We start from the raw sequence: 10501 nt of genomic DNA on the forward strand, positions 1-10501 counted from the left end.
GCGCTATGGAAAAGACATATAACCCACAATCAATTGAAAAAGCGCTGTACCAGCGCTGGGAAGAGGCGGGCTATTTCCGACCTCATGGTGATACCAGCAAAGATGCCTATAGCATCATGATCCCGCCGCCAAACGTCACTGGCAGCTTGCATATGGGTCACGCGTTCCAAGATACCATTATGGATACCTTGATCCGTGCCGAGCGTATGAAAGGCAAAAACACCTTGTGGCAAGTGGGTACCGACCATGCCGGTATCGCAACACAAATGGTGGTGGAACGTAAGATCGCGGCCGAAGAAGGCAAGACCAAGCACGACTACGGACGTGACGCGTTTGTCGACAAGATCTGGCAATGGAAAGGCGAATCAGGCGGCACGATCACGCAACAGTTGCGTCGTCTCGGTGCCTCTGTCGATTGGGATCGCGAGCGCTTCACCATGGATGAAGGCTTTTCCAATGCCGTTAAAGAAGTCTTTGTTCGCCTTTACCAAGAAGATCTTATCTATCGTGGTAAGCGTTTGGTGAACTGGGATCCGAAATTGCACACCGCGATTTCCGATCTCGAAGTGGAAAACAAAGACAAGAAAGGCCACATGTGGCATTTCCGTTATCCACTTGCCGATGGCGCGACAACAGCCGAAGGCAAAGACTACATTGTGGTTGCCACCACCCGTCCGGAGACTATGCTGGGCGATACCGGTGTTGCGGTTAACCCAGAAGACCCGCGCTACAAAGACCTGATTGGTCAGCACGTGTTACTGCCAGTGGTGAATCGTCGTATCCCTATCGTGGGCGATGAGCACGCTGACATGGAAAAAGGCACCGGCTGTGTAAAAATCACTCCCGCGCACGACTTCAACGACTATGAAGTGGGCCAGCGCCACCAGCTGCCAATGATCAACATTCTCACGCTGAACGCCGATATCCGCGACAGTGCTGAAGTGTTTGATCACAAAGGTCAGCCAAGCAATGCTTACCCAACCGATATTCCAGCCAACTACCAAGGTTTGGAGCGTTTTGCCGCGCGTAAAGCGATCGTGGCCGAATTTGACGCACTGGGTTTATTGGAAGAAATCAAAGATCACGATCTCACTGTCCCATACGGCGATCGTGGCGGCGTCGTCATTGAGCCAATGCTTACCGACCAGTGGTACGTACGTACTGCACCACTGGCAGAGCCTGCCGTAAAAGCGGTAGAAGATGGCGACATTCAATTCGTACCTAAGCAATACGAGAATATGTACTTTGCGTGGATGCGTGACGTACAAGACTGGTGTATTTCTCGTCAGCTTTGGTGGGGTCACCGCATTCCTGCCTGGTACGACGACCAAGGCAATGTCTATGTTGGCCGTGACGAAGACGAAGTCCGTCGTGAAAACCAACTGGCAGACGACGTAACGCTGCGCCAAGACGATGACGTACTAGATACTTGGTTCTCATCGGCACTTTGGACGTTCGGTACCCTAGGCTGGCCAGAGAACACCGATGCGCTGAAAACCTTCCACCCGACCGACGTGTTGGTATCAGGCTTTGACATCATCTTCTTCTGGGTGGCGCGCATGATCATGATGACCATGCACTTCATCAAAGATGAAAATGGTAAGCCACAAGTGCCCTTTAAGACGGTCTATATGACCGGCCTTATCCGCGACGAAAGCGGCGCCAAGATGTCAAAATCTAAGGGTAACGTCCTTGACCCTCTCGACATGATTGACGGCATTGGCATCGATGAGTTGGTAGCGAAGCGCACCGGCAACATGATGCAACCAAAGCTGGCTGAAAAAATTGAGAAAGCGACCCGTAAAACGTTTGAAAACGGCATCGAAGCCCACGGCACCGATGCACTGCGTTTTACCCTCGCAGCGCTGGCCTCTACCGGTCGTGACATCAACTGGGACATGAAGCGCCTTGAAGGTTACCGCAACTTCTGTAACAAACTTTGGAACGCCAGCCGCTATGTGCTGATGAATACCGAAGATCAAGATTGCGGCATGAACGGCGGCGAGATGCAATTCTCACTGGCTGATCAGTGGATTGAATCTCAGTTCCAGCAAGCGGCGAAAGACTTCAATACTCACCTCGACAACTATCGTCTCGATATGGCTGCCGGTGTGTTGTATGAGTTTATTTGGCACCAATTCTGTGACTGGTACTTGGAACTTACCAAGCCTGTCCTGTGGAAAGGCGACGAAGCACAACAACGTGCCACCCGCTATACCCTGATCACGGTATTGGAAAAAACCTTGCGTCTGGCGCATCCGGTGATCCCTTACATCACCGAAGCGATTTGGCAAAGTGTCAAACCGCTGGTTGACGGTGTGGAAGGCGATACCATTATGCAGCAGCCACTGCCGCAATTTGATGCTAGCCGCGTGAACACCCAAGCGTCAGAAGACATTGAGTGGGTGAAGCAGTTTATCGTTAGCATCCGTAACCTACGTGCTGAGTACGATATTGCGCCAAGCCAGCCGCTTGAGGTGATGCTGAAAGCCGCTGATGAACGCGATGCCGCTCGTGCGAACACCAACAGCGCGACCTTACACGCTCTTGCCAAACTAGGCAGCTTCAAGGTACTGGATGGTAGTGAATCTCTCCCAGCCTGTGCTTCTGCCTTGGTTGGTGGCTCAGAAATCTTGATCCCGATGGCGGGTCTGATTGACAAAGATGCCGAACTGGCGCGCTTGGATAAAGAAATCGCCAAAGTAGAAGGCGAGATCAAACGCATCGAAGGGAAGCTCGGCAACGAAAGTTTTGTCTCCAAAGCTCCTGAAGCAGTGGTCGCCAAAGAGCGCGAAAAACTCGACAACTATCGTGTCAGCCTCACCAAACTGGGTGAGCAAAAAACCACGATTGCAGCGCTTTAAATCGAGCGTTGACGTCGGACGTTTTAAATCGATAGACCTTCGTGATAAACCACGCCATCTGGCGTGGTTTTTTTATTCTCTCCCATCCGTCACTCAGCACGCCGCAGCAAAAATCCACCACACTTGATAGCTCCGCCCTATCTAAAAGATAGTGAGAACCGTTTTTATTTATCGACATAAACACGACATACTGTCAGTGTTGATAAAACGCGTGTTGCCGCGAAGGAGCTACACCATGAAAAAGACATTAAGCTTTGCCGCTATCCACTTTTCTATCGCCTTTACCGTGGCCTATGTGCTGACGGGCGACATCATCATAGGTAGCTTGATTGCGATGACAGAGCCCACCGTCAATACCGGCGCGTTTTATCTTCATGAAAAACTCTGGCAACTGAGCCGCCGCGCACGTCCCGTGGTGAAAACCGCCAGCTTTGCGGTGGTGCACTTTAACGTTGCCTTCTTAGTGGGCTATGTGATCAGTGGCGATTGGTTAGTCGGTGGCGCACTGGCACTGGTTGAGCCAAGCATCAACACCCTTGCCTACTTCTTCCACGAAAAGGTATGGCAGCGTCGCCATTCGGTAAACTCCGCACCGCTTCATGTGGGGCATCATCATTAAATAAAAAGCCACGATATATCGTGGCTTTTAAAACAGGATGGATGGCCGACTTATTCGTTGTCGTCGCCGTCTTCGTCTTCACCCGACTCAAAGTACGTGCCCCAGCCGTCGTAATCGATATCGTGTTTTTCAGCAAGCGTCATTAGCTTTTCTACTTGCTCATCAATACGCTCGGCATTAAGTGCCGTTTCCATCACCGCATCAAAGCAGACGATGGTCCCGCCTTCTTCCAGCTCTAGCTCTTCGGCTTCCGCCACTTCAAAGCCCAGTTTAAATGCCTCAACAGCGGCATCTTCTAACTCAGCAAACGTGGCCGCCGATAGGTGATGCTCAATAGTGTAAAGCGCATCCGGATCGCTTCCATCCGCCAGAAGCTCCTCAATAATCATGCGAGTATCTTCTTGTTGCTCTTGAATCATTTCTGCCAGTGACATGCCGCGACTCCAAATAGTGAATGTGGGGCGCAATATGGCACGGTTTAGCAAAAAATGCCACGTTGATAAAAAGGCAAACTGACCAGAAAGTCGCCAAGTTGATGAATTTTCTGTGACCTTGCTAGTCCGCTGGGATTGTTAGTGAATTGTAACATTGACCTGCTTTCAGAAGGTTGTCATTATTCGACCATCCAAGGAGGACATGAGACACGCCCGTCCCTCGAGCAAGACCTGCACTCCCCGCACCACTGGTGACACACAATGACGTGTGTAAGGCGATGTAGTCTGTCTCATTGCCTGGCCCGTAGAAAGGAAAAAGAGGACCTACCATGAGTGAGTTTTACGTTGGATCAGAAGTTGGGCAACTGAAGCGGGTATTGCTTCACCGCCCTGAACGAGCGTTAAACCACCTGACGCCATCGAACTGCCATGAGCTGTTATTTGATGATGTTCTGGCGGTGGAACGAGCCGGAGAAGAGCATGATATGTTCGCCCGCACCTTAACCAACGAAGGGGTGCAGGTTTATTTGCTTCATGATTTGCTGGTTGAAACCCTCGCCGTGCCAGAAGCAAAACAATGGCTACTCGACACCCAACTCAACCAATATCGCCTCGGCTATCAGTTTGCTAACGACGTGCGCGCCTACATGGCCGATATCGATCACAATGCACTCGCCGACATTTTACTCGGCGGATTAAGCTACATTGACTTGCCCGTGCAATCATCCTCAATGATGCAAGCGATGCACGACAAAACCGATTTCGTGATTGAGCCGCTACCGAACCACTTATTTACCCGAGATACATCCTGCTGGGTATATGGCGGTGTCTCACTCAACCCAATGGCAAAATCCGCACGCCAACGTGAAACCAATCACCTGCGCGCCATCTATCGCTGGCATCCCGAATTTGCAGAAAGCCAGTTTATTAATTACCTCGGTGATGAAGTGCGTGATTACGACAACGCCATGATTGAAGGCGGCGATGTGTTAGTGATTGGCCGCGGCGCTGTCTTAATTGGTATGTCGGAACGCACCACGCCTCAAGGGGTTGAACAATTGGCGCGAAGCCTGCTGTTTAGTGGTCAAGCCAAAGAAGTGATTGCGGTACAACTGCCGAAAAGCCGCTCGTGTATGCACCTTGATACCGTAATGACCCATATGGATGTGCATACCTTCTCGGTCTACCCCACCGTGATGCGTCCTGATTTGCCATGCTGGCGCTTAACCCGCAAAGGGGAAGACAGCCTGAACGTGGAAGCGCAATCTTGCTACCTCACCGCGATTGAAAAAGCGCTGGATGTCGGCCCACTCAATATCATTACCACCGGTGGTGATAGCTACGCGGCCGAGCGTGAGCAATGGAACGACGCCAACAACGTGCTAACCGTACGCCCTGGCGTTGTTATTGGCTACGAAGGCAATACCTACACCAATGAAAAATATGATAAAGCGGGTATCAAGGTGTTATCTGTGCCCGGAGATCAGCTCGGACGAGGCCGAGGCGGCGCGCGCTGCATGAGCTGCCCGCTGGAACGCGACGGTATCTAACTGCCTGTTAGCCGCTGCCTTGCCAGCGGCTTTTAAATTGTTTAATTACAAAGAGTTAAACTGAAAAAAATAAATATTGCACAGACTTTAAACTCACTATATACTCCCGCCGCTTTTTGACACGGATCACATAACAATCAGTCACAACAACCCTATGGATGGGACCCCAACCTAACCATTGAGAAAAGAAGCTATCCATGAAAATGAAGTACTTATCGCTTGCACTGTTCAGTCTCTTTATTGCACCAGCAACATGGGCTGATATGACTAAAACTCAGCAAGAGCAAGTCATTCAAGCGCTCAAAACCATGCCACAAAAAGCAACAACGCCCTCCCCGCTTTCAATAAACGATGATGACTATCACTTCACATCAACATGGCATTGGGATATTGAAAGCAGCCTCTATGTAGGCGGTGAGCTTGGCTATATTCGCTTTGGTAGCGACACCAGTAGCGATACAGCCAAACAACGTGCAAACGATATTGATGATGGCGGTATGGCAACGTTGAAAGTCGGCAGCTATTTTGGCCAAAACCTGCGGGTGTACGGTTACTTACAACGTAATATTGAAACCGAAGTCTCGTATAGCCTGTCTTTAAATAACGAAAATTTAAGCGCAGAGTTAAGTAGAGAAGGTTACCAGTACGGTGTGGGCGCTGACTACCTGTACCACTTTATGCCAAAAAACTATCTCAGTATTGGGGCACGAATTGGTCACTACGACAACGAGATTCAATACTCTGCTAGCGCTATGGGCGAAACACTAAAAGGGCGAACAAAGACCGATGGACTCGCAACCGGTATCAGCGCCGGTATTGGTCACGAATTTACCGATCATTTCAGTCTTGAGCTTGGCTACCGCTACGAAAAACTCGAAAAAGACGACAATGTCTTGCTAGGCCAACGCATTACCTTTGAAGACACCCATCAAGCCTTTTTGGGCTTGAATTACACCTTCTAAGATTTTGTCTGACGTCACGGTGGCCGATTGTCTCGGTCACCGCTTACAGTTTTACCGTCTGCCGTCATGTTTACGTTCAGCGTGCCTTCTCATTTCTGACTTTTATTTTTTACCAGATTTATCACCTAATAATTATCAAATCACTCAATAATTCAGCGCGTTATTCTCAACGTTTCGATGTTGATGTTTAAACAAAACCCCTACTTTTATCATTTCTTTTTTGTATTGAGTGTTTACTCTACTGCCAAAAATTACTAATTTCGCATTAGAGTTTCATGTTTTTTGTGAACTATGTTCACAGCCCTTTTTATTAGAGATAGCGTGTTTGAAGACAAGCATCGCAAGATACAAAACGTTAGCCTCGCTAACGTCAGTTGGAACACAACAAAAAGGAAATGCGATGAATAAAAAAACACTGATTTCGCTGCTATTTGCCGGTCTTACTCAAGTTTTCACTCCTGCTTTTGCCGGCAGTGCAGACAACACCGTGGTAGAGATCAAGCGCGACACCGCCAAACAACTGAGCCACCAGTACGAGCTGATTGCGCCGACCTTGCACCGTAGCATTAACAGCTACAGCTTAAGCGCGTCACTCTCATCACTCACCGAGCCCCAAACGCGTAGCGCGCGCAGTAAACGCAGCATTGACTCGCAGCTATACAGCGCCGACCGTGCATTGCGTGAAGCGCAAGGCGTCGAAGAAGTGGCCGACCAACTGCTCGAAGTTCGCTTGGCCGACCCAAGCATGCTCGCACGCTGGCAAGCGGGTCAATCTCCGCTGTTCGCCTTTGAACCTGCTGGCGATGAGCAAACATGGACGCAAATCGAAGCATTTGACATTGAAGGCAATACCCATTGGCTCGACGTCTACCAAATGCCAGACCGTCCTGTCTTAGTAGTCGACACCAATGGCAAAGCCTCACTGAAAGCTGGCCTAGAAGTGATGCGCCGCACCCTCGCAGAGCAAAACCCTGCACCGCGTGTCCGTCGCAGCGCCCCAATGATGGCAGCAGAGCCACAACCCATTCACACCACAGTGCTGAAAACGATTCGCCTTGAAGATGACAAAGAACCTTGGATCTCTGGTGCGGCGGAAGTGTATGCCATTGTGACCGGTGTGAACCCAAGCCGTGACGAGCCGACGCTCGATATTGTGGATATGCCTTATTTGGATTACGACAAAACCACCTATCATCCTAATCAGGTAATGATCCACTGGGAGCGTTATCGTTGGGGCGCCGCGGACGTTATCTTGATGGAACAAGACGACGGCACCAACTACAAAGAGCTGGCGCTTAAACTCAACGAAATTGCTAGCGATATCATTGCAGCAATCCCCGATCTTGAAGTGCAAGCTTACGGCGTGATCACCAAAATCACCGGTAAGATCATCGAAGCCATCCCCGACGGCTGGCTCACCAACGATGATGACTTTGTGGACGTGTACTACACCCTCCTCAAAGACCGCACCTACCAAGATCACATCGGTGCTGGCGGCAACGCCACCGCTACGTGGGAACCTTTGGTTATCGAGCCAACTAAATAATCCAGGCTTGGTTTCATTGAGCTAGATAGACAAAACGCAGCCTCAGGGCTGCGTTTTTCGTCGTAACAACAAGCATGGTAGTTGATCGTACTGTAACCCTCCCCAAAAAACTGGTCATTAGCAACTAGAGTTTTTCCGTTTACACTGAAACAAACGGAGAACGCATGATGAAAAAATCACGCTACACAGAAACACAAATCGTAAAGATCTTGAAGGAAGTCGAAGCAGGCCGAAAGGTCAACGAAGTCTGTCGCGAATATGGCATCTCTGATGCAACATACTACAACTGGAAGTCCAAGTATGGTGGGATGGAAGCGTCAGATGTTAAACGGCTTAAAGAGCTTGAGGATGAGAATCGGAGGCTCAAGCAAATGTTTGCCGACCTAAGCCTTGAGCACCGTATCGTTAAAGATATTCTGGAAAAAAAGCTGTAGGGCCAGCGGTTAAGCGCGAGCTTGTCGATTACGCTCGCAAACACTATCAGGTCAGTTTGCGAATGGCCTGCCGCGTAGTTGGCATTAGCGACTCAGTCTATCGTTACCGACCAGATCCACATCGGGATGATGAGGTTATCGCGACGTTGCAGGACGCAGCAGAGCGTTATCCTGCCTACGGTTTTGGCAAATTATTTAAAGTACTTAGGCGCTGGGGACACCGATGGAATCATAAACGAGTCCATCGAGTGTACTGTTCGCTCAAGCTAAACCTACGGCGCAAGGGGAAAAAGCGCCTACCAAAACGAAATCCAGCACCACTGGCAAGTCCAGAGTCGATCAACAGTTGCTGGTCTATCGATTTCATGAGTGACTCTTTGCTCTGCGGCAGGCGCTTTCGTACGTTCAATGTCGTGGACGATTTCAACCGTGAGGTGCTAGCGATTGAAGTAGATCTCAATCTGCCAGCACCACGCATTATAAGGGTGCTAGAACGCATTATTGCTTGGCGAGGGTACCCCAGTAAGCTGCGCATGGATAATGGCCCTGAATTCATCTCGACCACGCTGGCTGAGTGGGCGGAAGAGAACGCAGTTGAGTTGGAATTTATTCGCCCAGGCAAACCAACGGAGAACTCCTATATAGAGCGATTTAACCGAACTTATCGGACAGAAATACTCAACATGTACGTATTCAAAACCTTGAGTGAAGTCCGAGACCTGACAGAAAAATGGATGAAGGAATACAACGATGAACGCCCTCATGACTCACTCGATGATCTGACTCCTTGGGAGTATTTAGCAAGGCATGAAAGTAGGAAAAACTCTAATTTAGAGTGCCACTAAAACAGGGAGGGTTACATTACAGTTGTACGTGAGCGCTTGTTTTAGCATTTCGATATCTTCGGCGACGACGACAGAAAGTTCGGATTTTGATGTGAGGAACCAGAGTTCACATTGCAGTTCATCCCATACCTGTTGGGTTTCATATTCGTCGTGAAATGGTTCGGTGAGTATGGCTTTAACTTGTGCTTGTAGGATTGTGGTGATTGGTAGGGTTGAAGTTTGTTGAAGGTTGGTTATTTTGAGCATGATTAACTCCATGGTATTGATATCATGGAGTTAATATGTATTTATTCTCATTTATGGTTCGGTATTCCTTGTACGGAAAGAGCTCAATTACTGGCGTTTTTTAACTGCTTGTAATGACTTACCTGCATTTGATGCTAGCTCATCAATGATACTGTCTTTTTCCTTAGCGGTTTCTTCCATTAGTTCTAACTCGTTTTCAAGATTATTTAGTGCAGTCTCTGTATCGGCAACCCCATCATCGTATCCCTCGCCGTAGCCATCCATCCAACCTAATTTGTAAGTTTCATCTAAAATTGATGCTTGTTGGTCTTGTAAACTAGTGTCATTACTGTTGTTCGAGCCCATGTTTTTTCCTCATTTGTTCACGCATCTGTTGCTTTAGTCCATCGTCAATAGAGTCTCTTAGCCGTTGGCTTAACTTGACACTACTCCCACCTGATGGTGTTTCGGCTTCACCGTCAGAGCGTGATTTATCCACGCTGCGTCTTCGACTTTGAAAGTCTATGACATTATTTTCACCACTCATAAATAAACCTCCAATATTTGGCTGGGTTATGATTTGTTCTTTTTTACCACATCACCGATCGTTGGCTGAGATACACCGTATTGCTCAGCAAGTTGGCTTTGCGTGTATAGCTTTGAGTTATATAGGCCAGCGATTTCGTTTTTCTCTTCATTAGACAGTTTGGCCTTGCTAAGACTTGGCATTATTTCGGTTATGCTTTGTTCTAGCTCTTTTACTTGATTATTCACTTGATTTAACTTATCCCGCTTGTCCCAAATAGTTCGGAACTCTTCAAGGGAAGTGTTATCAGCTTCAGTTAGAGACTGGCTTAGTGAGCCTTTTAGCTTCTCTGATTGACTTTTCAGATCTTGTATTGCTCTCCTAGTGGTTGCAACATCGGAGCGGGTAAAGCACTGTTGCTGTTTTTGTTCCTGCACCTGTTGAGTATCATTAGTGCTACCATTGCTGTTAGTCAAATCGACCATAATTCATTACC

The 10501-nt window shown here is 48.7% G+C and carries 9 protein-coding genes and 1 pseudogene; 6 read left to right on the top strand and 4 right to left on the bottom strand.

Features of this window, described 5'->3' with window-relative positions; all coding sequences use genetic code 11:
- The first annotated feature begins 5 nt into the window (after nucleotides 1-5).
- Complete coding sequence (locus tag BZG83_RS09840) at nucleotides 6-2864, top strand: valine--tRNA ligase (RefSeq protein WP_077480326.1); 2859 nt, start codon at nucleotides 6-8, stop codon at nucleotides 2862-2864.
- A 235-nt stretch (nucleotides 2865-3099) separates the two neighbouring features.
- Nucleotides 3100-3483, top strand: a complete 384-nt coding sequence (locus tag BZG83_RS09845) for a DUF2061 domain-containing protein (RefSeq protein ID WP_077480327.1) — start codon at nucleotides 3100-3102, stop codon at nucleotides 3481-3483.
- A gap of 50 nt (nucleotides 3484-3533) precedes the next feature.
- On the opposite strand, the gene rraB is transcribed toward BZG83_RS09845, so the two are convergent.
- Nucleotides 3534-3917, bottom strand: a complete 384-nt coding sequence (gene rraB, locus BZG83_RS09850; protein WP_077455376.1) for a ribonuclease E inhibitor RraB — start codon at nucleotides 3915-3917, stop codon at nucleotides 3534-3536.
- A gap of 329 nt (nucleotides 3918-4246) precedes the next feature.
- Between rraB and arcA the strand changes: the two genes are divergently transcribed.
- The 4 genes from arcA (at nucleotide 4247) to BZG83_RS09870 (ending at nucleotide 9254) form a co-directional block, all read left to right on the top strand.
- The gene (gene arcA / locus BZG83_RS09855) at nucleotides 4247-5467 is read left to right on the top strand and encodes an arginine deiminase (RefSeq protein WP_069587982.1); all 1221 of its coding nucleotides are present in this window, start codon (nucleotides 4247-4249) and stop codon (nucleotides 5465-5467) included.
- 197 nt (nucleotides 5468-5664) lie between these two features.
- Nucleotides 5665-6429 (top strand): outer membrane protein, encoded by a 765-nt coding sequence (locus tag BZG83_RS09860; RefSeq protein WP_077480328.1) that lies wholly within the window; start codon nucleotides 5665-5667, stop codon nucleotides 6427-6429.
- Between the two features lie 400 nt (nucleotides 6430-6829).
- Entirely contained in the window at nucleotides 6830-7975 is a 1146-nt protein-coding gene (locus BZG83_RS09865; RefSeq protein ID WP_077480329.1) for a DUF3103 family protein, read from the top strand.
- A 167-nt stretch (nucleotides 7976-8142) separates the two neighbouring features.
- Nucleotides 8143-9254, top strand: a protein-coding gene (locus BZG83_RS09870; protein ID WP_241825750.1) for an IS3 family transposase whose coding sequence is annotated in 2 segments (ribosomal slippage) — nucleotides 8143-8395 and nucleotides 8395-9254 — 1113 coding nt in all. Because the reading frame shifts where the segments join, the coding sequence is not laid out codon by codon here.
- 24 nt (nucleotides 9255-9278) lie between these two features.
- On the opposite strand, the pseudogene BZG83_RS09875 reads toward BZG83_RS09870, so the two are convergent.
- The 3 genes and pseudogenes from BZG83_RS09875 to BZG83_RS09885 form a co-directional block, all read right to left on the bottom strand.
- Nucleotides 9279-9500, bottom strand: a pseudogene (locus BZG83_RS09875) (hypothetical protein); the annotation flags it as partial.
- 87 nt (nucleotides 9501-9587) lie between these two features.
- The gene (locus BZG83_RS09880; protein WP_077480330.1) at nucleotides 9588-9845 is read right to left on the bottom strand and encodes a hypothetical protein; all 258 of its coding nucleotides are present in this window, start codon (nucleotides 9843-9845) and stop codon (nucleotides 9588-9590) included.
- A 207-nt stretch (nucleotides 9846-10052) separates the two neighbouring features.
- Entirely contained in the window at nucleotides 10053-10490 is a 438-nt protein-coding gene (locus tag BZG83_RS09885) for a hypothetical protein (protein WP_077480331.1), read from the bottom strand.
- Between the last annotated feature and the right edge of the window lie 11 nt (nucleotides 10491-10501).

This window comes from Salinivibrio sp. PR919 (genome assembly GCF_001995355.1).
GTDB lineage: Bacteria > Pseudomonadota > Gammaproteobacteria > Enterobacterales > Vibrionaceae > Salinivibrio > Salinivibrio proteolyticus.